Source organism: Erwinia sp. GW821-FHT03D09 (assembly GCF_059420805.1).
The window spans coordinates 1-24,315 of sequence record NZ_JBWKUK010000015.1 but is presented as its reverse complement, the minus strand read 5'-3'; the positions used below and the strand labels follow the sequence as shown (position 1 = coordinate 24,315).

Annotated in this window: 21 protein-coding genes; 6 read left to right on the top strand and 15 right to left on the bottom strand. The window is 50.7% G+C overall.

Annotated elements, in window-relative coordinates; translation table 11 throughout:
• Positions 1-22: 22 nt before the first annotated feature.
• From AC07U6_RS15620 to typA, 8 genes are all read right to left on the bottom strand, one after another.
• Positions 23-2,506 (bottom strand): fimbria/pilus outer membrane usher protein, encoded by a 2,484-nt coding sequence (locus AC07U6_RS15620; RefSeq protein ID WP_494764587.1) that lies wholly within the window; start codon positions 2,504-2,506, stop codon positions 23-25.
• A gap of 104 nt (positions 2,507-2,610) precedes the next feature.
• Positions 2,611-3,159, bottom strand: coding sequence for a fimbrial protein (locus AC07U6_RS15615; protein WP_494764337.1), 549 nt, complete (start codon positions 3,157-3,159; stop codon positions 2,611-2,613).
• Positions 3,160-3,235: 76 nt separating this feature from the next.
• Positions 3,236-3,778 carry a fimbrial protein gene (locus AC07U6_RS15610; RefSeq protein ID WP_494764338.1) on the bottom strand — a complete coding sequence of 181 codons (543 nt, stop codon included), beginning with the start codon at positions 3,776-3,778 and terminating at the stop codon, positions 3,236-3,238.
• 481 nt (positions 3,779-4,259) lie between these two features.
• Positions 4,260-5,198 (bottom strand): fatty acid biosynthesis protein FabY, encoded by a 939-nt coding sequence (gene fabY, locus AC07U6_RS15605; protein ID WP_494764339.1) that lies wholly within the window; start codon positions 5,196-5,198, stop codon positions 4,260-4,262.
• Positions 5,199-5,257: 59 nt separating this feature from the next.
• Entirely contained in the window at positions 5,258-5,695 is a 438-nt protein-coding gene (dtd, locus tag AC07U6_RS15600) for a D-aminoacyl-tRNA deacylase (protein ID WP_494764340.1), read from the bottom strand.
• On the bottom strand, positions 5,692-6,564 hold the full coding sequence (locus AC07U6_RS15595) for a virulence factor BrkB family protein (protein ID WP_494764341.1): 873 nt from the start codon (positions 6,562-6,564) through the stop codon (positions 5,692-5,694). Before AC07U6_RS15595 ends, dtd begins: the two co-directional genes overlap by 4 nt.
• Before the next feature lie 2 nt (positions 6,565-6,566).
• Positions 6,567-7,163, bottom strand: coding sequence for a glucose-1-phosphatase (gene yihX, locus AC07U6_RS15590; protein ID WP_494764342.1), 597 nt, complete (start codon positions 7,161-7,163; stop codon positions 6,567-6,569).
• Positions 7,164-7,297: 134 nt separating this feature from the next.
• Positions 7,298-9,118 (bottom strand): ribosome-dependent GTPase TypA, encoded by a 1,821-nt coding sequence (gene typA, locus AC07U6_RS15585; protein WP_205067620.1) that lies wholly within the window; start codon positions 9,116-9,118, stop codon positions 7,298-7,300.
• A 437-nt stretch (positions 9,119-9,555) separates the two neighbouring features.
• Between typA and glnA the strand changes: the two genes are divergently transcribed.
• From glnA to glnG, 3 genes are all read left to right on the top strand, one after another.
• Positions 9,556-10,965: a glutamate--ammonia ligase gene (gene glnA, locus AC07U6_RS15580; protein ID WP_494764343.1), complete on the top strand. Its 1,410-nt coding sequence runs from the start codon at positions 9,556-9,558 to the stop codon at positions 10,963-10,965.
• Positions 10,966-11,229: 264 nt separating this feature from the next.
• Entirely contained in the window at positions 11,230-12,279 is a 1,050-nt protein-coding gene (glnL, locus tag AC07U6_RS15575) for a nitrogen regulation protein NR(II) (protein ID WP_494764344.1), read from the top strand.
• Between the two features lie 7 nt (positions 12,280-12,286).
• Positions 12,287-13,696, top strand: a complete 1,410-nt coding sequence (gene glnG / locus AC07U6_RS15570) for a nitrogen regulation protein NR(I) (protein WP_494764345.1) — start codon at positions 12,287-12,289, stop codon at positions 13,694-13,696.
• 65 nt (positions 13,697-13,761) lie between these two features.
• Here the strand turns inward: glnG and hemN are convergent, their stop codons facing one another.
• A complete protein-coding gene (hemN, locus tag AC07U6_RS15565) occupies positions 13,762-15,135 on the bottom strand; it encodes an oxygen-independent coproporphyrinogen III oxidase (RefSeq protein WP_494764346.1) in 1,374 nt (457 codons plus the stop codon).
• 315 nt (positions 15,136-15,450) lie between these two features.
• The gene (gene yihI, locus AC07U6_RS15560) at positions 15,451-15,981 is read right to left on the bottom strand and encodes a Der GTPase-activating protein YihI (RefSeq protein ID WP_494764347.1); all 531 of its coding nucleotides are present in this window, start codon (positions 15,979-15,981) and stop codon (positions 15,451-15,453) included.
• 554 nt (positions 15,982-16,535) lie between these two features.
• Here yihI and yihA point away from each other — a divergent pair.
• The gene (gene yihA / locus AC07U6_RS15555; RefSeq protein WP_494764348.1) at positions 16,536-17,171 is read left to right on the top strand and encodes a ribosome biogenesis GTP-binding protein YihA/YsxC; all 636 of its coding nucleotides are present in this window, start codon (positions 16,536-16,538) and stop codon (positions 17,169-17,171) included.
• 135 nt (positions 17,172-17,306) lie between these two features.
• Here the strand turns inward: yihA and spfP are convergent, their stop codons facing one another.
• The 5 genes from spfP to AC07U6_RS15530 form a co-directional block, all read right to left on the bottom strand.
• Complete coding sequence (gene spfP / locus AC07U6_RS15550) at positions 17,307-17,354, bottom strand: small protein SpfP (RefSeq protein ID WP_071892919.1); 48 nt, start codon at positions 17,352-17,354, stop codon at positions 17,307-17,309.
• Positions 17,355-17,637: 283 nt separating this feature from the next.
• Entirely contained in the window at positions 17,638-20,433 is a 2,796-nt protein-coding gene (gene polA / locus AC07U6_RS15545; protein ID WP_494764349.1) for a DNA polymerase I, read from the bottom strand.
• Between the two features lie 415 nt (positions 20,434-20,848).
• A complete protein-coding gene (dsbA, locus tag AC07U6_RS15540) occupies positions 20,849-21,478 on the bottom strand; it encodes a thiol:disulfide interchange protein DsbA (protein ID WP_494764350.1) in 630 nt (209 codons plus the stop codon).
• 48 nt (positions 21,479-21,526) lie between these two features.
• Positions 21,527-22,519, bottom strand: a complete 993-nt coding sequence (locus AC07U6_RS15535; protein WP_494764351.1) for a serine/threonine protein kinase — start codon at positions 22,517-22,519, stop codon at positions 21,527-21,529.
• A gap of 82 nt (positions 22,520-22,601) precedes the next feature.
• On the bottom strand, positions 22,602-22,871 hold the full coding sequence (locus AC07U6_RS15530) for a YihD family protein (protein WP_494764352.1): 270 nt from the start codon (positions 22,869-22,871) through the stop codon (positions 22,602-22,604).
• 77 nt (positions 22,872-22,948) lie between these two features.
• Between AC07U6_RS15530 and mobA the strand changes: the two genes are divergently transcribed.
• Positions 22,949-23,533, top strand: a complete 585-nt coding sequence (mobA, locus tag AC07U6_RS15525) for a molybdenum cofactor guanylyltransferase MobA (protein WP_494764353.1) — start codon at positions 22,949-22,951, stop codon at positions 23,531-23,533.
• Positions 23,534-23,547: 14 nt separating this feature from the next.
• Positions 23,548-24,057, top strand: a complete 510-nt coding sequence (gene mobB, locus AC07U6_RS15520) for a molybdopterin-guanine dinucleotide biosynthesis protein MobB (RefSeq protein ID WP_494764354.1) — start codon at positions 23,548-23,550, stop codon at positions 24,055-24,057.
• The last annotated feature ends 258 nt before the right edge of the window (positions 24,058-24,315 follow it).

Sequence of the window (24,315 nt, the reverse complement as noted above, 5' to 3'; positions counted from 1 at the left end):
GTAGTGCGTTCCTGCTACGATTCTATTGGCATGGTAATAAAATTTGTGCCTGCTTGTGCGTTAGCTTTTCCGGTACCTGTATAGTGCATTGCTTTTTCCCTTCCCAGACGGCAAAGAGTTTCTCTCCAGGCTTAACTCCGGATAAATAGGCAATTCCGCCATCCATGACCATCGCCACACTCACCGAATCATCGTTCACCACTTCGGCACCAAACGGCGGTGAGGTTCCATCCTGCAAGCGCAGCTGTGACATCACTCTCTCTCCCTGAGACATCGCAAATTTCTCGTAGCCAATCGCTCCCTCGGTGAAGGTCGATGTTGTAATCGCATGTGAAACCTCAACATCTTCACCCAGCGCATCAACATCAATACGCGTATCAAAGCTGTTATAGCTCGCCACATCGGGCACTACGCCAATCCCGAAGAAGTTAGTCCTGGCCAGCTTACCGTTAAGAGGCACGCCAGCCACACCACCGGTATCGACCATAATACGTGCCGTATCCTGAGTGGCAGAGCTGTTATGTATTGCTGCACCATAGCGCGTTGCCGTGATCCCACCGCGTACAGTGCCGCCCAGTGAAATATAGTTATCCTGCTGATAGCTGACGTTGGTATCGATCTGCGCCATCGCCGCACGGTGCTGGTAATAACCATCACCGGAAGCTTTACCGGCCTGATCGGCCCCGGCGCGGATTCGCCACAGGTTGTTGTAATCGCGGTTGTCACTGTACGATGCCATTTGTGTATTTCTACGCCCCTGCATCTGCAGGTCATAACCCGCCCAGCGGCTGTCGCCAATCGGCATAGAGATCGAGAAGGACAGGCTGTCATCATTACGGCCCTGATAGGTCGAACGATACAGCGCCAGGTTAGCCGTAATACCATTCACACCGGCAACGCTAAACGTTCGCGACGCGGATAAGCCATAGCGATCCTGGCTTTTTGTATCCCAATAATTCTGGTGGGTATAGGTAAGAAATACCGTAGTCATTTTATCCGGATTGTCAGCCCAGAACGTTTTATTACCCGTTATCGTATACATCTCTTTATCGCGACCGGTGCTGTTATAGTCATTGTAACGATCATCCAGGTACTGGGACTGGGTCCTGTATTTTTTCTGCGAGAAACGATAGCCCGCGAAGGTAATTGAACTGTTAAATTCATCGAAGGTTTTCGCGTAGCTAAGCTTGAAGGACATCCCCTGCTGCGAACTTTCCCCGGGTAATTTACTTATTGATTGCGTAATATCGGCAGATATTGCGCCCAAAATATCCAGATCGCGCCCGACGCCCGTAGACCAGGCATTATAGTTATTCCCAGAAAGTAAAACCCCACCATAAATCGACCACGAGTTGCTTAAACCCCATGAGAAATCACCGGTATAAAAAGCAGGCCCCTGGAATTTATGGTTGTATTGTGAAGGACGACCAATAGAGGTGTTATAGCGAATATAACCCGGACGAGTAAGATACGGAATATTGGCGGTATTCACTTTAAAGGTGCTTATTGTGCCATCCTGTTCCTCAACCTTAACATCCAGCTCACCACGCACGGATGTGTTCAGATCCTCTATATTGAATGGACCTGCCGGTACTGTGGTTTCATATATTGTACGACCGCTCTGGCTAACGGTCACCTTTGCGTTACTTTTTGCAATGCCACGCACCTGCGGGGCATAACCCTGCAGGTTTGGAGGCAGCATACGTTCGTCGCTGGCCAGATTAATACCGGTAAAGCGTACGGTATCAAACACTTTTGAGTTTGAATAAATTTCACCAAGAATAACCTTCGCCGCCTGCATCGGCAGAGGACGATAGGCATATATCTGATTAAATTCGAAATTATGCTGGTGCTCGCTGCCGGAATAGTCCCCCTGATACTGCGCACGTAGACGCCAGGCTCCCACGTTCATGCCCGTCTGACCATAGGCAGAAAAACTGGTACTTGAACCAGATCCATTCTTTATCTGACGGCTTGTTTGCCCGCTGATGCTGTAATCCAACAGTAGACCGGGTACACCATTATCCCAGCGTTCAGGTGGTGTCCAGTCAGGATCGGAATATTTCATCCATGCCTGGGGGATAGTGATATCCAGTGTGCCTTCCTGGTTAGAAATTTTCGCACTGGGGATTGTGGTAATATCAAGGCAACTATCGTCGATTCTACGCACCATTTCTAGCGCCTTTTCCTTAAGCGCCAATGCGGTAACCATATTCGGCGTTAAGCACGCCAGCGTTTTGCTTTTTGCATCAGGAGAAACGATATAGGTGACTTTATCTTGTTTATAAAAACGACCGTTAATTTTGATGTCCAGTAAATATGTTGCGGGTGCAACATAGTTTGTTTCTGCAAAACGAGAAAGGTCAATATTTCCACGATCGGCAGCATCCAGCGCGTCAACACTGAACTCTACGGCATCATCTGCTGCCAAGGATGAATGTGCTATCAAACACAATATCAGATTCGCTATGGATAATTTGTATCTGCTTTTAATAAAAAATAACATTAAATTATCATCCCAATTTCCACACATCTAAAAAATTAAGATATGCATGAAATTAATAAAGTAGTCATCCTTGTCCCAATAGTGTTATTTAGTCGAGACTTCAACTACAAATAGTCCATAAAGAATCTAACAGTTGCGTAAAACTCACCTGATATTATGTTGTTATTTAAAGGAACTATTGTTGCTTTAAAGTAAAGCGTATCGACACCTTTGCTTAAAGAAAACTCGGAGGTCGGTTCACCTAATCTCAGCCTTTTTCCGTCTCGATCACTGAGACGAATCCCAAATCCTTTAGCATCTCCAGTAATCCCGATAAGATCGTTCCCTTCCCTAACCTTATCGCTGTTAAAAATTACTTTTGCACTACGATAGAAAACACCAGGATAGATTTGGCTTTGCAACGAACATCCCGTTAGCTGGATATGAAAATAATGTGTCAAACTGTTACCTGAACCGCTAATAATATCTTGAGCGGTTATCTGCCCAAATTCAATCCATTGTTCTCGGTCCTGATACACAATCTCGCAGGGTGCTTCGATGATTTCACCCTTCACCATTACTTCACCCGGCGTACTGTATTTAACTTCATCTGCCTGAGCTGTTCCGCCAGCAATGTAAAACAAGCTGTAGCAAATCCATTTGCGAAAACTCATATTCCCTCTGCCCATTACTGGGAACAACAATATTATTAGCGCAGAACAAATCTGCTCTGCGCTAATAATTAAAGTTTTACTGATAGTCGATCTGGAAGTTAATCTGCGAGGTAAAATCACCCGGCTCTACGGCGCTGGAAGCATTATCTGCTTTAACATAAGCCATGAATGGAATAACAGATTTACCATTAGTCAGGTTAACAGGCGAAGATGCCTGGCCCCAGATAACATCCTGGCCAGCATTATCGGTTAAACCAATACCTGCGCCTTTTGCGGTACCGGACAGCATTGCAGCCAGAGATGGGTCACTAACGTTTTGAGTGTTAGGCTGATACGTCACGGTCGCATGCTGCGCAACAGTGGTATCACAGTTCTGAAGCTCAATATTCTTTTTCTCATTACCAGCCCTTGCTCCGCCTTTCAGAGCCGCAGTGGTGATCTCAGCAAAATCAACCACTACCGGGCTAGAGTTAGCAGCCAGACCACATGCTGAATTCACCAGCGATCCTTTAAATTCAATGGTGCCATTGGTTGGAGTACCGGTATAGTCAGCAAATGATGCTGTAGATGCACAAGCCAAAACCACGCCCATTGAGATCAGAATTTTGTTCAATTTCATTTATTACATCCTTGATATGGAATTAAAGAAATAACATTGCATTACATTTTCCATGCTTCACTTAATTTACCAAGGCGGGGAGTTAATTAGAATAGTGTTTATTTTGATAATAAAGAATGCGATACGAAATCCTAAAAAAAGCACTAACAAGACTAAAACCAAAGATTTTTTCAACTGCCAGTACAAGCACAATAAGTCAATAAATCATCATCAAAGTAATAATGTAAGGCAGATATTAATCAATCTTATTACTTGTTCACCTAATAAGATAAATCATAAAAAAACAACATATATATCTGAAAAAACACCAGTTTATGTTTAACTTTAGTTATAAATAAAAATTAACTATCAGGTTATCATAATGATAATCAATCGAATTTCATTTAAATGATAGCTGCTATTTGTAAACAGAACAAAACACTAAAAAAAGCCGACCGTCTCGATCGGCTCTTAGTAGAATGCATGACTTCAGTCAGTAAAACTATTGCCCGGAACCTCCAGATTCCAGAGGCCCATCGGGATCGGCAGGCAAAACAATGTATACACCCTCAAATACCGCACCGGATTCATCATTACCAAACAGCTCAACTTCCAGCTGTACGCGAGCCTTGCGGCCGCGGGCAAGACGATCCAGGTCACCGCTGAGCGACCCAAGATCGGCAATCGCACCAGGCTTACCGCTGATGGGCTTGCTGTAGCGGATATGCGCATCGGCCAGAATGATAGTCCCACCCAGGTGCCGTTCACGCAGCAGCAGCCAGATCAGACCCCAGCCGGTTAACGTAGCCAGGGAGAACAGGCTTCCGGCGAACAGCGTATGGTGAGGGTTCTGATTGCCGGTCTCAGGCATGGTGGTGACAAATTTCTGCCCGGTATATTGCAGTATGCGCACACCCATTTTTTCGCTAAGGGGGATGTGTTCATACCATGCCTGCTGAAGCTGACCGCACCAGTCAGCACGGTGGAGGATATCGTCCAGCGTCACCACCGGTTTAATCATTAAGAAATGGCGTACCGGGGTGGTTTGCGGCGCAGTAATTTCACCCTGGTTGATATAGCCAAGCTTTGAAAAGAAATCAACGGCATCCTCACGGGCGCTACATACTACCCGCTTGACGCCCTCCTGCCTGGCTACGGATTCCAGCGTCATCGCCACCAGCGTTCCCAGCCCCTTGCCCTGCACTGAAGGATGGACGGCAAGAAAGCGAATCGCCGCTTCGTTATCAGCGTTGATGTACAGCCTGCCAACGGCAACCGGGTTCCCCTGCTCATCGACCACCATTTGATGATGCGCAAGCGCATCCCAGGCATCGCGCTCCGACCCCATGGGCTGATGCAGTGGTTTACGCAGCATCTCCCAACGGAACTGGTAGTAGGTATCTAACTCTTCTGCAGTCTCTGGAACCCGGAGGTGATACATAAAATGATTCTCTCTGTCTGAGCTCGCCAGGCTGTTCCTTTGCCGCTCGGCCAGCTGCTTCAAACCTGCAACCAGAAGGTTACCGGGCCATCATTCACCAGTGACACTTTCATATCTGCGGCAAATTGCCCGGTTTCCGTCATTATTCCCTGCTCGCGACAGCAGGTGGTGAAGTACTCATAAAGTTTTTCGGCCTCTACCGGTTCTGCGCCACCTGAAAAACTGGGGCGCAGACCCTTTTGCGTATCGGCAGCGAGCGTAAACTGCGATACCACCAGCACGCTGCCATTCGCCTGCTGAACGTTCAGATTCATTTTGTCGTTCTCGTCACCGAAAATCCGGTAACCAAGTACCTTACTGGCTAACTTACGCGCACTTTCAGGGGTATCCCCTTTTTCCACGCCGAGCAGGACAAGCAGCCCTGGCCCGATTTCCCCGATGGTTTCGCCTGCCACTGTCACGCTGGCAGCAAGCACCCGTTGAATTAAGGCAATCATAGTTCCTCGTTCTCTTTTTCTTGTTCTTCTTGTTTCAGCTGACGGTAGTCACCCAGCGAAGCTGTGATTTCAGCCCCCAACAGTACGATACACCAGGTCCAGTAAACCCACAGGAATATGATGGGTATAACAGCCAGTACCCCATAGATTAACTGGTACGAAGGGAACATCGTAACATAGAGGGCGAAACACTTTTTCCCCAGCTCAAACAGCACTCCTGCAACCAATGCCCCGACAAGCGCATCACGCGCGGCAACCTCTGTGGTAGGAACGATACTGTAAAGTAACCAGAATGAGAGGCAGGAAAGCAGTAGCGGAAAGATGCGCAGCATAACGTCAATTGCCCAGGAAACGCCGCTCACCGTCGCCCAGTGCAGAGAAAGCAGGTAAGAACTGATCGCCAGACTTGCCCCCACCAGCAGTGGTCCCAGAGTCAGGATCATCCAGTAGATAGCAAACGAGTAGATCAGCGGCCGTGTTCTTTTGCTACGCCAGATCGTATTCAGTGCAGAATCAATGGAATACATCAGCAGCAACGCGGTGACTATCAGTCCACCCACGCCGACCGTGGTCATTTTATTGACGTTTGCCACGAACTGTTCGAGGTAGTTCTGGATAGTTGTTCCCGCAGCAGGAACAAAGTTGTTGAAAACAAAATCCTTAATCTGCGTGCTGACCTCCGAGAACATCGGAAATGCGGCGAACAGCGCGAACACTACGGCAACCAGCGGCACCAGAGAAAGTAGCGATACATAGGCAAGATGCCCCGCCAGCATGGTCATGCCGTCTTCATCAGTACGCCGCCACAGCAGTTTTATATACTGCCAGACAGCATGCAGGCGATGGCGAATATGGCTAAACAAACGCATGACTATCTACGGTCGGAGAAAAACGCCGGTACAACGCTGGCATCGGTCACATGGACACTGTGGATGCCTAACGCTCGTGCGGCTTGAACATTCTCAAGATTATCATCGAAAAAGATAGCGTCCTGCACGGAGGCTTCTTCTTCATTAAGCAGGCGCTGATAAATTTCAGGATCGGGCTTACGCAGCCCCATTTCCTGGGACAGGTAAATTTTATCGGCGGCGTTTTTAACTTCAGGATATTCAGTTGGCCAGAACTCGCAGTGCAGGCGATTAGTATTCGATAAAATGACAACGCGATCGCCCTGCTCCCGCAGTTTGTGCATGATGGCAATCACTTCCGGGCGTACGCCGACAAACACGGCCTGCCAGCCGACAGCGAACTGCTCAAATCCAAGCGCGATATCCAGCTGTTCACACATTTTCGCCGCAAACTGCTCGTCACTGATTTCACCGCGTTCGTGCTGGAAAAAAGGTTCACCCATATGAAAGCGGCTTTGCAGTGTGGCCAGCGGTACGCGACCGAGATCGCTCCAGGCACCTAAAACCCTTCTGAAATCAATATTTACAATGACATTACCGAGATCAAAGATATACAGCATAGCCCTCTCCTTTTGTTCCGCTGAGTTATTCACTCTAGCGGTAAATCGGGAGGCTGAACAGGTGAAGCCAGGAAAACAACGGACAAAAAAAAGACCGGATTGCTCCGGCCTTTGCTCACTGATTCGACGAGTTATTACTCTTTCGGTCCGCGGTTTGCGCGTTTACGATCGTTCTCAGTCAGGTGACGTTTACGAATACGTACGGACTGAGGAGTCACTTCTACCAGTTCGTCATCATCGATGAATTCCAGAGCCTGCTCCAGAGTCATTTTCTGTGGTGGAACCAGAGTGGTGGCTTCATCAGTACCGGAAGCACGCATGTTAGTCAGTTTTTTACCGGTCAGGCAGTTCACGGTCAGGTCGTTAGAACGTGAGTGAATACCAATGATCTGGCCTTCATACACTTCTGCACCGTGACCCAGGAACAGCTTACCGCGATCCTGCAGGCTGAACAGGGCGAAGGCTACTGCTTTACCCTGGCCGTTAGAGATCAGTACGCCGTTCTGGCGCTGGCCCACTTCGCCCGGACGAACATCGTCGTAGTGGCTGAAGGTGGAGTACAGCAGGCCGGTACCGGAAGTCATGGTCATGAATTCGTTACGGAAACCGATCAGACCACGGCTTGGGATCTCGTAGTCAAGACGCACACGGCCTTTACCATCCGGGTCCATGTTTTTCATGTCGCCTTTACGCTCGCCCATCGCCTGCATCACGGATCCCTGATGCTGCTCTTCGATGTCGAGGGTCACGTTTTCGAATGGCTCTTGCTTACGGCCTTCGAACTCACGGAAGATAACTTTCGGACGGGATACCGCCAGCTCGAAACCTTCACGACGCATGTTTTCGATCAGAACTGACAGGTGCAGCTCACCACGACCAGAAACACGGAATGCATCGGCGTCTGGCGTTTCTTCAACACGCAGTGCTACGTTATGCACCAGTTCTTTGTTCAGACGGTCGAGGATCTGACGTGAAGTCACATACTTACCTTCTTTACCGCAGAACGGAGAGGTGTTAACGCAGAAGAACATGGTTACGGTTGGTTCATCAACGCTCAGGGCCGGCAGCGCTTCCACGTTCTGCGGGTCGCAGATAGTGTCAGAGATGTTCAGCTCACCCAGACCGGTGATAGCGATGATGTCGCCCGCTTCCGCTTCTGATGCTTCGATACGCTCCAGGCCCATGTGGGTCAGAACTTTACCGACTTTAGCGTTGCGAGTTTTGCCTTCGCTATCGATTACGGTGATCTGCTGGTTAGGGCGAACCTTACCGCGCTTGATACGACCGATACCGATTACGCCCAGGTAGTTGTTGTAGTCCAGCTGCGAGATCTGCATCTGCAGTGGCGCTTCCAGCTCAACCTGTGGTGGTGATACGCGATCAACGATTGCCTGATACAGCGGGGTCATGTCTTCCGCCATATCGTTGTGGTCCAGACCCGCGATACCGTTCAACGCAGAAGCGTAGATAATCGGGAAGTCCAGCTGTTCGTCGGTCGCATCCAGGTTAACGAACAGGTCAAATACCTGATCGACTACCCAGTCAGGACGCGCACCAGGACGGTCAACTTTGTTGATAACTACAATCGGCTTCAGACCATTAGCGAAGGCTTTCTTGGTCACGAAGCGGGTTTGCGGCATAGGGCCATCCATTGCATCCACAACCAGCAGCACCGAGTCAACCATTGACATCACACGCTCAACCTCACCGCCGAAGTCGGCGTGCCCTGGGGTATCCACGATGTTGATGCGGTAGTCGTTCCATTTAATGGCGGTGTTTTTTGCGAGGATGGTAATCCCACGCTCTTTCTCCAAATCGTTGGAGTCCATTACGCGTTCGGTTGCTTCGGTACGGGCATCGAAGGTCCCGGACTGCTGCAGCAACTTATCAACCAGGGTAGTTTTACCATGGTCAACGTGGGCAATAATGGCGATGTTACGCAAATTTTCGATCACAGCTTTGCCTCAGGCATTAGAAATAGCGCGCTATTGTACACGGATTAATCGAAGGACTGAACAGGATCACATATTTCATAGAAATTTAACTGTTCGGATTGCATTTGCAGCCATTTTCAGTGCAAAGATTGCACTGCATGGCAAAATCGCACCAAAATGGTGCCCTGGTATCATACAAAGGCACCAAAATAGTGCACACTTTCCATCATGGTGCACTCCTCGTCTTTCGAGAGGGCGCATCATAGCGCTTTTTGCACCGAATAAAAAAGTTGGCATAGATTTCGCTTTAGTATCTGTAAGCGAAAAATGCCAGTTTCCACAACGGTTGATAGCTTGTCAGAGGACTTTAATTTTCGGAGTCAGCGCAGCCAAACGCAAAGCGCGCCCGTTGAGTTCTCTAACCACAACGACAATGACAAAATCCAGGAGAGTTACGTATGTCCGCTGAACACGTTCTGTCGATGATGAACGAACACGAAGTCAAATTTGTTGACCTGCGTTTTACTGACACTAAAGGTAAAGAGCAGCACGTGACCATTCCCGCTCATCAGGTTAACGCTGACTTCTTCGAAGAAGGCAAAATGTTTGACGGCTCCTCAATCGGTGGCTGGAAAGGCATCAACGAATCTGACATGGTTCTGATGCCAGACGCGACAACTGCGATGATCGATCCGTTCTTCGCTGACTCTACCCTGATCATCCGTTGTGACATTCTCGAGCCAGGCACTCTGCAGGGCTACGACCGTGACCCGCGCTCCATCTCTAAGCGTGCAGAAGACTTCCTGCGCTCTTCCGGCATCGCGGACACCGTACTGTTCGGGCCAGAACCAGAGTTCTTCCTGTTCGATGACATCCGCTTCGGCAGCAGCACCTCCGGTTCTCACGTTGCTATCGATGATATCGAAGCCTGCTGGAACACCGGTAAAGAATACGAAGGCGGCAACAAAGGCCACCGTCCTGCGCTGAAAGGCGGCTACTTCCCGGTACCACCGGTTGACTCATCTCAGGACATCCGTTCTGCTATGTGTCTGACCATGGAGCAGATGGGCCTGGTTGTTGAAGCCCACCACCACGAAGTGGCAACCGCAGGTCAGAACGAAGTGGCAACCCGCTTCAACACCATGACCAAAAAAGCGGACGAAATTCAGATCTACAAATACGTTGTTCACAACGTGGCTCACGCGTACGGCAAAACCGCGACCTTTATGCCTAAGCCAATGTTTGGTGATAACGGTTCTGGTATGCACTGCCACATGTCCCTATCTAAAGGCGGCACCAACCTGTTCGCCGGTGACAAATACGGCGGCCTGTCTGAAATGGCGCTGTTCTACATCGGTGGTGTTATCAAGCACGCTAAAGCGATCAACGCCCTGGCAAACCCAACCACCAACTCATACAAGCGTCTGGTCCCAGGCTACGAAGCGCCAGTTATGCTGGCTTACTCTGCCCGTAACCGTTCTGCTTCAATCCGTATTCCAGTGGTTACCAGCCCGAAAGCACGCCGCATCGAAGCGCGTTTCCCGGACCCAGCGGCTAACCCGTACCTGTGCTTCGCTGCACTGCTGATGGCTGGCCTGGACGGCATCATCAACAAGATCCACCCTGGCGATGCGATGGACAAAAACCTGTACGACCTGCCGCCGGAAGAAGAAGCTGAGATTCCAAAAGTTGCAGGTTCTCTGGATGAAGCACTGGCTGCACTGAATGAAGACCGTGAGTTCCTGACCCGCGGCGGCGTGTTCACCGAGGACACTATCGATGCCTACATCGCCCTGCGTCAGGAAGAGATGGACCGCGTTCGTATGACTCCGCACCCAGTTGAGTTCGAACTGTACTACAGCGTTTAATTAGTAGTAAGCCAGGCGAATATCATGTCGCTGAGAAGCGGCAACCGAAAAGATCCCGCGTGGCGTGTCCATGCGGGTGATATTGAGGGAACCCGCCAAGCTCCAGCACGATAAACGCCTGGGATTTTGTTGCCGTGGAAACTTTCAGCCCATCTTCGGATGGGCTTTTTTCTCCACAAATTCATCGTTTAACAAGATGATTTCCGGGTTAAAAGACTATAATGCACTAAATTGGTGCGCACGAATGACTCAGGAGAACGCTTTATGGCAACTGGCGCTCTGCCCGATGCTGGGCAGATTCTCAATTCACTGCTCAACAGCATTCTTTTAGTTGATAGCGAGCTGGTGATTCATTATGCCAATCCCGCAGCGCAGCAATTGCTGGCGCAAAGTTCCCGCAAGCTGTTCGGCACGCCTTTACCGGAACTGATTGGTTATTTCTCTCTTAATATTGAAGTCATGTTCGAAAACCTGGATGCAGGTCAGGGCTTTACCGACAGCGAAGTCACCCTCGTGGTCGATAGTCGCGCCCATATTATGTCGCTGACCGCACAGCCGCTGCCGGATGGGTTGATCCTGCTGGAGATGGCGCCGATGGATAATCAGCGTCGCCTGAGCCAGGAACAGCTGCAGCATGCTCAACAGGTTGCCGCACGCGATTTGGTTCGCGGTCTGGCGCATGAGATTAAAAACCCGCTGGGAGGATTACGCGGTGCAGCACAACTGCTGGCCAAAGCGCTTCCCGATCCGAATTTAACCGAATATACCAAAGTCATCATTGAACAGGCCGATCGCCTGCGCAATCTGGTCGATCGCCTGTTGGGCCCCCAGCAGCCCGGTATGCATGTTACTCAGAGCATCCATCAGGTGGCTGAGCGCGTGGTTAATCTGGTTTCAATGGAGCTGCCCGATAATGTTTCTCTGGTGCGGGATTACGATCCCAGCCTGCCAGAGCTACCGCACGATCCCGATCAGATCGAGCAGGTCCTGCTCAACGTTGTCCGCAATGCACTACAGGCACTGGGCGACGAAGGTGGCACCATCACGTTACGTACTCGTACGGCGTTTCAGCTGACGCTGCACGGTTCTCGCTATCGCCTGGTGGCACGCATCGATATTGAAGATGACGGCCCGGGCATCCCGGCGCAGCTGCAGGATACGCTTTTTTACCCGATGGTCAGCGGCCGCGAAGGCGGCACCGGGCTGGGGCTCTCCATTGCCCGCAGTCTGATCGACCAGCATTACGGGAAAATAGATTTCAACAGTTGGCCCGGACACACTGAGTTCTCAGTTTATCTGCCTATTCGCCAGTGAGGTTTCTATGCAACGAGGGATAGTTTGGATCGTCGATGACGATAGCTCCATCCGCTGGGTGCTTGAACGCGCGCTCACTGGAGCCGGTTTAAGTTGTGTCACGTTTGAAAGTGGCAATGAGGTGCTGGACGCGCTCGCAACCAAAACCCCAGACGTTTTATTATCGGATATTCGCATGCCGGGCATGGACGGGCTGGCGCTGCTTAAAAAAATTAAACAGCGTCATCCTATGCTGCCGGTAATTATTATGACCGCCCATTCCGATCTGGATGCCGCCGTCAGCGCTTATCAGCAGGGCGCTTTTGACTATCTGCCTAAGCCGTTTGATATTGATGAAGCAGTGGCGCTGGTTGAGCGCGCTATCAGCCACTATCAGGAACAGCAGCAGCCGCGCAATCAGCCTGCCAGTGGGCCGACTACCGATATCATCGGTGAGGCGCCGGCCATGCAGGATGTATTTCGTATTATCGGCCGCCTCTCCCGTTCCTCTATCAGCGTTTTGATTAACGGTGAATCCGGGACGGGCAAAGAGTTAGTGGCGCACGCGCTACACCGCCACAGTCCTCGGGCAAAAGCGCCGTTTATTGCGCTGAACATGGCCGCTATTCCTAAGGATTTGATTGAATCCGAGCTGTTCGGCCATGAGAAAGGGGCATTTACCGGCGCAAATCAGATTCGTCAGGGGCGCTTCGAGCAGGCTGACGGCGGGACGCTGTTCCTTGATGAAATTGGTGATATGCCGCTGGATGTCCAGACCCGACTGCTGCGTGTACTGGCCGACGGACAGTTTTATCGCGTGGGTGGCTATGCCCCGGTGAAGGTGGACGTGCGCATTATCGCCGCGACCCACCAGAACCTGGAAATGCGCGTACAGGAAGGGAAATTCCGTGAGGATTTGTTCCACCGCCTGAACGTTATCCGCGTGCATTTACCGCCGCTGCGTGAGCGCCGCGAAGATATTCCGCGCCTGGCACGTTATTTCCTGCAGGTCGCGGCACGGGAGCTGGGTGTGGAAGCAAAAATCCTGCATCCGGAAACGGAAACCGCGCTGACCCGCCTTCACTGGTCAGGCAACGTACGCCAGCTGGAAAACACCTGCCGCTGGCTGACGGTGATGGCGGCCGGACAGGAAGTGCTGATCCAGGATCTGCCACCGGAACTGTTTGAGACCTCAACGCCGGACAGTCCGACGCAGTCTCTACCGGACAGCTGGGCGACGCTGCTGGCTCAATGGGCCGACAGAGCGCTGCGTTCCGGTCATCAAAATCTGTTGTCAGAGGCACAGCCAGAAATGGAACGTACACTGCTGACCACCGCGCTGCGCCATACTCAGGGCCATAAGCAGGAAGCCGCACGCCTGCTTGGCTGGGGGCGCAACACGCTCACCCGCAAGCTGAAAGAGCTGGGAATGGAATAACGTTTTTTTCTGGCCGGGTAGGTACCGGGCGAGCCGCAAGCGGCTCGCCCTTTTTACAGGCTGAGTTAAATCACCCGCGAAAATTGCTGCCTGCGGGCCTTCTGGCGCAGATAGCTGTCAAAGCACATACAGATATTCCTTACCAGTAATCGTCCCTTAGGCGTTATCTGAAGGCCCTTCTGGTGGCAATCCACCAGCCCGTCGGCAATCAGTGGCTGCAGCTGTTGCAAATCTTCAGCAAAATAGCGCTGGAAATCGATTCCCCACTGCGTTTCAACCGCTAAAAATGACAGCGAGAAATTGCACATCAGGCTCTTAATCACATCGCGTCGGATACAGTCATCATCAGTGAGCTGTAACCCGCGCCAGAGCGCCGTTTTATCCCGATCGATGGCGGCATAATAATACTTCAGCTCTTTCTGGTTCTGCGCATAGCTATCCCCGATCATGCTAATTGCCGAAACGCCCATGCCCAACAGATCGCTGTCTCCCTGCGTAGTATATCCCTGAAAATTGCGGTGCAGCTTTCCGGCACGCTGTGCAATCGCCAGTTCGTCATCATGGCGAGCGAAGTGGTCCATACCGATAAATTCATAGCCCTGTGCGGTCAGGGACGAAATCGTCTGCTGCAGAATATCCAACTTCTGCTGCGCATCGGGCAAGTCCTCCTGACGGATTTTACGCTGGGCCGCGAACAGTTCTGGCAGATGAGCATAGTTGAATACGCTGAGGCGATCCGGATTCAGTTCGGCCACCTTTTGCAAGGTAAACGCAAAGCTCTTCGCCGTCTGATGAGGCAGACCATAGATCAGATCGATATTGGTGGAGGTAAAACCCAGCTGACGCGCCCGGGCCATCAGGGCGAAAATCATCGTTTCATCCTGCACCCGGTTAACGCTTTGCTGAACCTGCTTGTTAAAATCCTGCACGCCCATACTCAGACGGTTGAATCCGCCCTCACGCAGATGATCCAGCACATCCAGCTCAATTTCGCGCGGATCTACCTCAATCGACATCTCTACATCGGCAGCAAACGTAAAATGCTGCCGCAGGGTACCCAGCAGCCGACTGATTTGCGCCTTAGTCAGAAAAGTCGGCGTACCACCGCCCCAGTGCATCTGACTGACGGTACGCTGGCTGAACAACGGGGCGCGGGCCTCGATTTCCTGCACCAGCGCATCCAGGTAGATATCCGCTTTGTGCTGCTGGCGCGTCACCTGTTTGTTGCAGCCGCAGAAATAACAAAGCTGATGGCAAAACGGGATATGCAAATAGAGAGACAGTGGTCGATCGGGATAACGCGACGCCGCACGTAAAAATGCGCTTTCATCGTAATCCTGACTGAATTCCAGGGCCGTTGGATAGGAGGTGTAACGTGGACCGGAGGTGTTGTACTTCTGAATTAACGGGAGATCCCATTCTGCTTTCTGCATCTGCATGCTCGCCTACCTTATACGCTTTCGGACAGACCGTCGCGGGACAGGGAGAGGCCGGCTGACGATCCTGCTACGCAGCCGTGCTTTCAGGCGCGATAACCGCTGTAGTTTAACGAACAACCACCCAAGCCAGCACAACAGAATCAGCGCAATAATTGATCCAGGCCAAATCATCAGTAGAGAAACCGGTTATTACGGGCAGAGCAGAATTGCCCTGCCTCGATTTACGTCAATATCAGATACAGAATGCCGGGCACGCACACCCTTTCTTCCAGAACACTGGAGAGCGAATCTCTCCACAGGAGAAAAGATAGATAATCAGTTCCCGCCCTTCAGCAGGCGATACATATCTTCTTCCGCAGCGTCATCCTCGACATCATCATCCAGAGCAATACCCAGCTGCTCCATCAGCACATCGATACGATCGAGGGCCTGATCGAGCCATGCCTGATCTTCAGCGGGTAGTGATTCACCGCTTTCGAGGCGATCCAACAATGCGTCCAGGCGTTCATCGTTCTCCAGCATTGCCAGCTCTTCCTGCGGCGTCAGGCGCGGTTTCTTCTCTGGCTGCACTTTCGGCGTTTTTGCTGGCTTGGCCGGTTTAGCGGCAACGACATCTCCGCCCAGTGCGACAGGCTTTTTACTGCCGATACGCGGATCTTTAGTTTTGTTTCCGCTGCTGGCTTTCTGGCTTTCAGTAACAGGGTTAGCCCGGCTGCCGGAGGCGTTGCCGCTACGTTTTTTATCACGTTTGCGATCGCGCGCTTCCTGATTCAGTTCATCACGGGATTTACGCTTATTTTTTGCAGCAGGTTTTTGTCCCTGTGGCGTGCGTGCAGGTTGCTTCATGGTTTCTGCTCTCAGACGTTTATCTTCAGTAATAGAATTGCGGCGGAATCTAGCAGAAAGCAGAGAAAGAAAAAAGGCGGCAGGTCACCCTGTCGCCTTTTTTCGCACCTTCCACAGAAGGGCTGACGGTGTCAGCATCCATTTTAGCAGCCAACATCCCGGTTTTCCTTTGCCAAGTGCCCACATCCTGGTGAGCTCCCATCCTGTTGTGCGACCCCTTCGCACTTTCCTTTCCCTGCTCGTCATCACCCTGATGCTCACTGAGCGCTTCATCCTGAAGTGAAACGGCCTGTTTCTGTCTTCAAATGTAGACTAACTAGTCCGACAATCAAGGCCACACTTTAATTTTTAGTTATTATTTGGATATGAAAAAAACAACCAAATGAAATTAAACAATATTTTAAGAAGAAAGAGGAAAAAAAGCAGAGAGTGCCGCCAAGATTTATGGCAAATATCTCACAGAGAATACCAGGGTTATTATGTCTTATCGGGCGCTTTTCGATCATACAGGGTATAATCAACGCAATTCACTTTTTTCCCTGGAGTACTTTATTTTGTCTGGCTGGAATTATCACGTCACCCATTTTGTCACCAGCGCCCCGGATATCCGCCATCTGCCTGCCGATACCGGCATTGAGGTTGCCTTTGCCGGGCGTTCAAACGCGGGTAAATCCAGCGCACTCAACACGCTGACAAATCAGAAAAGCCTTGCCCGTACCAGTAAAACGCCTGGCCGTACCCAGTTAATCAACCTGTTCCAGGTTGCCGAAGGCTACAGACTGGTGGATCTTCCCGGCTATGGCTATGCCGAAGTGCCGGAAGAGATGAAGCTGAAATGGCAGCGATCGCTGGCGGAATACCTGCAAAAACGCCAGTGCCTGAAGGGGCTGGTCGTGCTGATGGATATTCGCCATCCTCTGAAAGATCTCGACCGTCAGATGGTTATGTGGGCCGTGCAGAGCGGAATTGAAGTGCTGATACTGCTGACCAAGGCCGACAAACTGGCTTCCGGAGCGCGTAAAGCTCAGCTTAATGCCGTTCGTGAAGAAGCGAAAACCTTCCTGGGTACGGTGGATGTTGAAGTTTTCTCATCGCTGAAGAAAATTGGCGTGGATAAGCTGAGCCAGAAACTGGATAGCTGGTATCGCGATATCCCGCCGGCAACCGAAGAAGACGGAATCGACGAGTAACACCGTTTCAGTCATCTTTTGGCAGGCCAGCTTTCTGTTGGTCTGCCGCTCGTATTCGAGCAGTCATTGCGCAAATTCCTGTACGACGCCCAATAAAAAACGCCCCAGTCATAACGACTGGGGCGGCTAAAATATTCAGCCAAATCCGATTACGTGAAGTAAAAGGTCTGAAAGATAGAACATCTTACCTCTGTACCCTACGCGATAAACTCTACATGATTTTTTGAGCGCTAAAAAGGGTTTTTTGTAGTTAATTTCCAGAAAACGACAGTCAAGATCCAACATTCGTCACATAACGATGCCCTTTCTGTAGCTTAATTACTTAAAAAATGCTTTTAGCTGAAATGGTTAGCGTTACTGGTAACCACAGTAAGAGAGGGTCAGAAGCTGAAACGATTAAATAGACTATTTTCTTATCGTTGTTGTAGGCCGGGACACTGACTGCCCCAGCCTTATGGATGAGCGATCAGTGCGCCTGATCCCAGTTGTCACCCACGCCGACATCCACACGAAGCGGCACGTCCAGTTTCATGCTGCTCTCCATCAGTTGACGAATTTTATCTGAAGCGGCATCAACCGCATCCGCTCTGACTTCAAATACCAGTTCATCGTGCACCTGCATAATCATCTTCACTGCAGGGTCAGCTTGCTGGAGCAGCCAGTCATCCACGGCAATCATCGCGCGTTTAATGATATCCGCTGCGGTCCCCTGCATCGGGGCGTTAATTGCCGCACGCTCTGCCGCCTTACGGCGCATCGCATTACTGGCTTTGATATCCGGTAAATACAACCGGCGCCCGCCCAGAGTTGAAACGTAGCCTTTTTCAGCAGCCTGCTCACGGGTACTCTCCATATACTGCAAAACCCCCGGATAGCGTTCGAAGTAGAGGTCCATATACTTTTTCGCTTCGCCTGCGCCGATATTCAGCTGGCGTGACAGGCCAAAGGCGCTCATACCATAAATCAGACCAAAGTTGATCGCCTTCGCGCTGCGTCGTTGTTCGCCGCTGACTTTTTCCAGCGCCACGCCAAAGACTTCCGCAGCGGTCGCACGGTGAATATCCTGCTCATTAGCGAACGCCGTCAGCAGCCCTTTATCCTGAGAAAGGTGCGCCATGATACGCAGCTCAATCTGCGAATAGTCAGCGGCTACGATGACATGCCCCTTCGGAGCGATAAACGCCTGGCGGATACGGCGACCCTCATCATTACGCACCGGAATGTTTTGCAGGTTAGGATCGCTGGAAGAGAGCCTTCCGGTCGCAGTCACCGTCTGGTGGTAGGAGGTATGCACGCGGCCAGAGAGCGGATTGATCATCTGCGGCAGCTTGTCAGTATAGGTTGACTTCAGCTTGGATAAGCCACGATGCTCAAGGATTACTTTAGGCAGCGGGTAGTCCAGTGCCAGCTCGGCAAGCACTTCTTCACTGGTTGACGGCGCGCCGCCCGGTGTCTTCCTGGTCGGTTTGATGCCCTGCTTTTCAAACAGAATCGTTTGCAGCTGCTTAGGTGAAGACAGGTTGAACGGCTCACCGGCAAGCTCATGGGCTCGCAGTTCCAGCTCCGCCAGCCGCGTTCCCAGCTCTTTTGAATGCGCGGCCAGTATTCCCTGGTCGATCAGAACACCGTTACGCTCAATGCGTGAGATGACTGGCACCAGCGGCATTTCTACCTGGTCAAAAACGGTTCTCGGCCCCTGCTCTTTCTCCAGTTCAGGCCACATTTTCAGGTGCAGCTGTAGCGTCACGTCGGCGTCTTCAGCCGCATAGCGTGCAGCCTGATCCAGCGCTATCTGGTTGAAGGTCAGCTGATTCTTACCCTTACCGGCAATCTCTTCAAACGTCACCGTTTTGTGGTTCAGCCAGCGCAATGCCAGGGTATCCATATCATGGCGGCCCGCAACGCTATTCAACGCATAGGATTCCAACATGGTATCGAAACGAATGCCCTTTAATTCAATATCATAGTTTTTCAGCACGCCACGATCGTATTTGAGATTTTGCCCAACTTTCAGCGCGTTGTTATCTTCCAACAGCGGTTTAAGGCGTGACAGTACGCTGCTGCGATCCAGCTGATCGGGAGCATCCAGATAATCATGCGCCACCGGAAGATAAGCCGCTTCACCCGGTGCAATGGCGAATGACAGGCCCACGATATTGGCACTCAACGTATCCAGCGAGTCCGTTTCCAGGTCAAAGGCAAACAGCTCACTGTTATGGAGTTTTTGCAGCCAGACTTCGAAGGTTTCTTCATCCAGAATGGTGACGTAGCCATCCGATGACAGTACGCTGGCCGGCGGCTCCTCAGCGGAGGTTTCTGCTATAGTCGCCGACCTGGCTTTCGGCGCGGAGGTGCCGCCCGTTTTACCCTGTAGCCATTTGCCTTCTTCCAGATCGACAATCCAGCGGCGGAACTCATAGTGTTTAAACAGAGCCAGCAGTTCTTCCGTCGCCGGTTCGTTGACCGTCAACTGGTCACAGGTCTGGTCCAGCTCAACGTCGGTCTTAATGGTGGCCAGCTGATAGGATAGCAGCGCCATCTCTTTATTCTGTTCCAGCTTGGCGGCCATGGTTTTTGCACCACGGAAAGTTAAACCGGCAACGCTGTCGAGATTAGCATAGATATCCTTAATACCACCCAACCCCTGAAGCAGCGCCTGTGCGGTCTTCTCTCCCACGCCGGGTACGCCTGGAATGTTATCTGATGAGTCACCCATCAGCGCCAGAAAATCGATAATCAGCGATGGAGGGATACCATATTTCTCCACCACTTCTTCCGGCCCAAGGATGGCATTATTCATGGTGTTGATCAGCGTGATATTTGGCGTAACCAGCTGCGCCATATCCTTATCACCGGTACTGATCAGGACGGGTTTCCCCATTTTTTCTGCTGCCAGCGCCAGTGTGCCGATCACGTCATCGGCTTCCACTCCGGATACAGCCAGCAGCGGCAACCCCATAGCCTTCACCATATTGTGCAGCGGCTCTATCTGTGCACGGAGGTCATCGGGCATCGGCGGGCGATGAGATTTGTACTCTTCGAACAGCTCGTCACGGAACGTTTTGCCTTTAGCATCAAATACCACCGCTACGTGGCTCGGCTTATATTGCAGTAGCAGGCTGCGCAGCATATTCAGTACGCCATACATTGCTCCGGTGGGTTCACCAGCACTATTGGTCAGTGGGGGGAACGCATGGTAAGCGCGGTACAGGTAGGAAGAGCCATCTACCAGGATCAGCGGGTTTTCTGCAATTTGAGCCATAGGTCGTCACGTTCTTGATTAGTTTTGGATTGGTGTTAAGGATGCCACAGCTCGATATCAAAGAGAAAACCGCAATGGCCATAATTCACAGAACAATTGCCGTTTTGCGTAGCACCTCGATAAATTACCCTGTGGATAAGTTTGTGTGTAAATTCAATAACTCTTCTTTATTCGCGAAAACAGAATAACAGGGTGAATTTTATAACCATAATATTCAATGTGATACAGATAAAACCGTTAATTTAAAATGGCCTTAGCGGAATTATTATTATGTGGATATTAGTTAAAGGCGTAGCAGAGAAGGGTGGAACCGATTGGCGTAGGGCCGATATCGATTCTAATTCATTTCGTCTGATTTGCTAGTAAACAGGCAAAAAAAACGCCGGCCTGATAGCCGGCGATTTAAGCAGATTAATTACTTCTGGCCAATCAGGAATTTCACCACGTTCGCGTACTGCTGAACATAGTTATCCATTGAGCTGGTATCCAGGCCGCCATTGTTAACCATATATTTACCGTTAACGAACATGGCCGGAACGCCGCGAAGATCAACATCAGAGGCTGCCTTTGCCTGCTGCGCAACCAGTGATTTCACCACAAAGCTATTCCACGCGGAGTCATAATCTTCTGGCTTGATACCGGCAGCTTTCACAAAGGTATCCTTCAGGCTGGCAGGATCGGTAATTGTCTGGGTTTTCTGAATACCCTCAAAGATAGGCGCGGTCACTTTATCTTCTACGCCCAGCGCCATGGCGACAGCCCATGCCTGAGTAACAGTTTTACCCATGTCGCCACCTAAGAATTCAACATGGTATTTGGTCACTTTTGCATTAGCCGGCAGGCCTTTTTTTACGGCGTCGCTAACGTGCCAGACGCGCTCAAACTCATAACAGTGCGGGCAGAAGAATGAAAAGAACTCCAGAACCTGCGGCTCTCCGGAAGCGGGTTTGTCCAGCGTGACATACTGCTGACCATCGGTAAACTGTGCAGCAGATGCGCTGAATGCCAGTACCATACCGACAAGTGCAAACCAAATTTTTTTCATCGTGAAACTCTCTCCTAGTTACTACTCAGTAGGCGTATCAAAGGGTGATTACACCTGGAAATCAGGCATCAGCTGCAGCGGAGGCTCCTGCAGCAGCTTGTCCTGCTCATTAAATATGGAAATCTGACGACGCCAGAAATCCTCATCCGTCATCCACGGGAAACTACCCGGGAAAGCAGGGTCATCCCATCTGCGAACAACCCACGCCAGATAATAAACCATCCGCATAGCACGTAAAGGCTCAATCAGTGACAATTCGTGAGCATCAAACTCACAAAACTCACTGTAAGCTTCAAGTAAAATACCCCACTGGATCAGCTGTTCTTGTCGATCGCCATTAACCAACATCCATAAATCCTGCACGGCAGGACCATTTCGGGCATCGTCCAGATCGACAAAAAGTGGGCCATCCCGCCACAGAATATTTCCCGGATGGCAATCTCCGTGCAGACGCAGTGGCCACCACTGAGTATGCCAGCAGTTTTGTAAAGTTGTGCGTAGCCGCTCGATAGTCGCTAATAAACTATCCTTCAGCGCCCTGGGAACGAGCGCGCTATTGGCCAGAATCTCCAACGGTTGATCAACATATTCCGTCAGGCCAATTGTCGGTCGGTGTGCAAAAGTTTCCCTGCGCCCGGTCTGATGAATACGGCCAAGGAAACGGCCAACCCATTCCAGCTGATCGTAGTTATCCGTTTCATACTGGCGGCCACCAAGGCTGGGGAAAACGGCAAACCAGAAACCCTGATGCTGATGCAGCATCTTACCCTGCAGGTTCAACGGTGCGGCGATAGGCACTTCATCAGCCAACAGCTCGGCAGAGAACTGATGTTCTTCTTCAATCTGCTGCTGTGACCAGCGCTGAGGGCGGTAAAACTTTGCAACATAACGGCGTTTATCTTCATCGGTAAATTGGTAAACGCGGTTTTCATAGCTATTCAGCGCCGTAAGCCCGGATTCAACCCGCAGGCCGGTATCCCATAATGCATCGAGGATGGTATCGGGGGTAAGCGTTTGGAAGTTAAAAGCAGCTTCTGTCATCCGGCAGGCTCATTGATAAATGCGTAAGTATAGTCGCTAAGAATATCATCAAATACCGGTGGCTTCGGCTCCAGAAGGAGATTTAATCTTTAATCACCCCACGAGCGCGAAGCAGCGCAGTCTTGAAATCTTCTTCATAGTCTTTCTTTAATCCGGGAATTTCCGCATTTTTATCACTGCCCCGCATCTTAAGATGATAGATCAGGACATCATCCGTAATTTCTTCAATTGGCTGTTTAAATCCTGCCTCATCGGCCATTTTTTGCAAAAACTGCACAAGATTGAGATCGGGTTCCTGCTGCCATGCGGGCTGTAACAGGCTGATAAGTTCATTGAGGCGATGGCATTTCATATTGTTGTTCCCTGTATAAATACACTTCAGTTACGATATCAATCTACACGCCAAACTTGAGCAAAGGACATAAAAGAATGGCCATTAACTCAAATTCTGAACGTCCGGCTATCACCGGAGTGATCCTCGCTGGCGGTCGCGGCAGCAGAATGGGAGGCCGGGATAAGGGGCTGATTATCTGGCATCAGCAACCGCTTTATCACCACGTATTGCAGCGTTTAAAACCCCAGGTTGATACTGTATGGATTAATGCCAATCGTAACCTTGCGGCATATCAACAGAGTGGCTTTCCGGTTATCTCCGATACACTACCTGATTTTCCCGGCCCGCTGGCGGGAATGCTGGCCGCGCTCGAGCAGGCCGATACAGAATGGGTTGTATTTTCTTCCTGTGATACCCCGCAGCTGCCCGACAATCTGGTCATTCATCTCTGGGGCAATAAAGGCTCTGCTCTCACTGTCTGGGCTCGCTCTGAAGAGCGGGATCACCCTGCATTGGTGCTGATGCATCGCAGTCTGGCCAAACAACTTCGCGAGTATCTTGAGCGCGGCGATCGCAGGCTGCTGCTTTTTTTACAGCAGGCGGGTGGGCACGGAGTGCTGTTCAGCAATGTTGGAACGGCCTTCAATAATATTAATCATCCCGAAGATCTTAAAAACTGAATGGAATTCGCGTAATGATCCCACTTCTGTCTATTTCTGCGTGGAGCGGAACGGGAAAAACCACCTTGCTAAAGCAACTGATCCCCGAACTCAAAAATCGAGGAGTTCGCTGCGGATTGATCAAACACACCCATCATCAGATGGAAATTGATACGCCGGGTAAGGATAGCTATGAGTTACGTAAAGCCGGGGCCGATCAGGTACTGGTTGCCAGTCAACTACGATGGGCTTTAATGATCGAAATACCACAGCAGTCCGGGCTCGACCTGCATTATCTTGCCAGCCGAATGGATGCTGCGGTATTAGACCTTATTCTGGTGGAAGGATTTAAGCAGGAAGAGGTCGCAAAAATTGTGCTGTATCGCTCTGAAACAGGCAAACAGCTACCCTTACCGCTGGATCAATGGACGATTGCTGTTGCCAGTGATATTCAGCTTGAGCTTGATGTAGTTCGATTAGATTTAAACAATATAGAGGCGATTGCTGATTTTATTCAGGGCTGGATGTCAGTGCAGAAAGGATGAAGGCGCGAAAGGTGTTCAGGAACCAGACTGAGTATCAATGATGTGCAGATCGTTTATGCCAAAAAGAGGGAGTTAGTACTTTGCATTATATGTCTGAGGTACCACCTGGTACTGACTGAGCGATATTTAAGGTGAGAAGTGCGGAAATAACGGAGAATTTTCGTGCGCACTAAGGGCAGGCAGCATGTTCTGTCGCCAGTACGTACCGGTAACACGCTGATTTCCGTTCCACGGCGAGTCGTCAGGAAGAGATTTTTT

What these genes read in the sequence shown, in the direction of transcription:
- AC07U6_RS15620 (WP_494764587.1), bottom strand. Translation starts at nt 2,506, where the DNA reads ATGTTATTTTTTATTAAAAGCAGATACAAATTATCCATAGCGAATCTG.
- AC07U6_RS15615 (WP_494764337.1), bottom strand. Translation starts at nt 3,159, where the DNA reads ATGAGTTTTCGCAAATGGATTTGCTACAGCTTGTTTTACATTGCTGGC.
- AC07U6_RS15610 (WP_494764338.1), bottom strand. Translation starts at nt 3,778, where the DNA reads ATGAAATTGAACAAAATTCTGATCTCAATGGGCGTGGTTTTGGCTTGT.
- fabY (WP_494764339.1), bottom strand. Translation starts at nt 5,198, where the DNA reads ATGTATCACCTCCGGGTTCCAGAGACTGCAGAAGAGTTAGATACCTAC.
- dtd (WP_494764340.1), bottom strand. Translation starts at nt 5,695, where the DNA reads ATGATTGCCTTAATTCAACGGGTGCTTGCTGCCAGCGTGACAGTGGCA.
- AC07U6_RS15595 (WP_494764341.1), bottom strand. Translation starts at nt 6,564, where the DNA reads ATGCGTTTGTTTAGCCATATTCGCCATCGCCTGCATGCTGTCTGGCAG.
- yihX (WP_494764342.1), bottom strand. Translation starts at nt 7,163, where the DNA reads ATGCTGTATATCTTTGATCTCGGTAATGTCATTGTAAATATTGATTTC.
- glnA (WP_494764343.1), top strand. Translation starts at nt 9,556, where the DNA reads ATGTCCGCTGAACACGTTCTGTCGATGATGAACGAACACGAAGTCAAA.
- glnL (WP_494764344.1), top strand. Translation starts at nt 11,230, where the DNA reads ATGGCAACTGGCGCTCTGCCCGATGCTGGGCAGATTCTCAATTCACTG.
- glnG (WP_494764345.1), top strand. Translation starts at nt 12,287, where the DNA reads ATGCAACGAGGGATAGTTTGGATCGTCGATGACGATAGCTCCATCCGC.
- hemN (WP_494764346.1), bottom strand. Translation starts at nt 15,135, where the DNA reads ATGCAGATGCAGAAAGCAGAATGGGATCTCCCGTTAATTCAGAAGTAC.
- yihI (WP_494764347.1), bottom strand. Translation starts at nt 15,981, where the DNA reads ATGAAGCAACCTGCACGCACGCCACAGGGACAAAAACCTGCTGCAAAA.
- polA (WP_494764349.1), bottom strand. Translation starts at nt 20,433, where the DNA reads ATGGCTCAAATTGCAGAAAACCCGCTGATCCTGGTAGATGGCTCTTCC.
- dsbA (WP_494764350.1), bottom strand. Translation starts at nt 21,478, where the DNA reads ATGAAAAAAATTTGGTTTGCACTTGTCGGTATGGTACTGGCATTCAGC.
- AC07U6_RS15535 (WP_494764351.1), bottom strand. Translation starts at nt 22,519, where the DNA reads ATGACAGAAGCTGCTTTTAACTTCCAAACGCTTACCCCCGATACCATC.
- AC07U6_RS15530 (WP_494764352.1), bottom strand. Translation starts at nt 22,871, where the DNA reads ATGAAATGCCATCGCCTCAATGAACTTATCAGCCTGTTACAGCCCGCA.
- mobA (WP_494764353.1), top strand. Translation starts at nt 22,949, where the DNA reads ATGGCCATTAACTCAAATTCTGAACGTCCGGCTATCACCGGAGTGATC.
- mobB (WP_494764354.1), top strand. Translation starts at nt 23,548, where the DNA reads ATGATCCCACTTCTGTCTATTTCTGCGTGGAGCGGAACGGGAAAAACC.